The 650-nt window shown below is 61.5% G+C and carries 1 protein-coding gene; it reads right to left on the minus strand.

The genetic code is table 11. The features are described from left to right. On the minus strand, window positions 1-650 hold a 650-nt coding region (locus tag A3730_RS32675), incomplete at both ends, for an AMP-binding protein (protein WP_156501186.1).

Genomic DNA, 650 nt, shown 5'->3' on the forward strand with positions numbered 1-650 from the left:
CGCGGATCTTCACCTGCTGATCCACCCGGCCCAGGTATTCCATTACGCCATCGTCCCGGTACTTCACCAGGTCCCCGGTGCGATACATGCGCTCGCCGGGTTCGCCGAACGGGTCTGGCAGGAAACGCTCCGCCGTCAGGTCCGGGCGCTGATGGTAGCCACGGGCCAGGCCCACTTCGTTGCCGATATACAGTTCCCCGGCGACGCCAACCGGCACCCGGTTAAGATCCTGATCCAGCACATACAATTTCCTCGGCCCCACGGCGGTACCGATGGGCGCATAGGCGCTGGTCAGGGTGTCGCCTTCGTAGGCGGCCCACAGCATCGGCGTAACCACCGTTTCGGTGGGGCCATAACCATTAAGGATACGTTCAGGCTTTAGCACGCTCTGCATGCGCTCGAAGGTTTCCCGGGTAAAGGCTTCGCCGCCCAGGGTCCAGGAACGCACTTTCAGTTCGGGTTTTTCCTGTTCGATCCAGTCCAGCAGCGGCCCCATATAGCTGGGCGGGAAACAGGCCACGGTGACGCCTTCGTTTTTCAGCACCTCACAGCATTGTTCCGCGCTCCACAGTTGCTGGTCACGAATCACCACCCGCGAACCAAAGGCCAACGGCACCGTCCAGCGCTCTACCGCTCCATCGAAACTGATG

The sequence above is a fragment of the Alcanivorax sp. HI0044 genome (assembly GCF_001634945.1).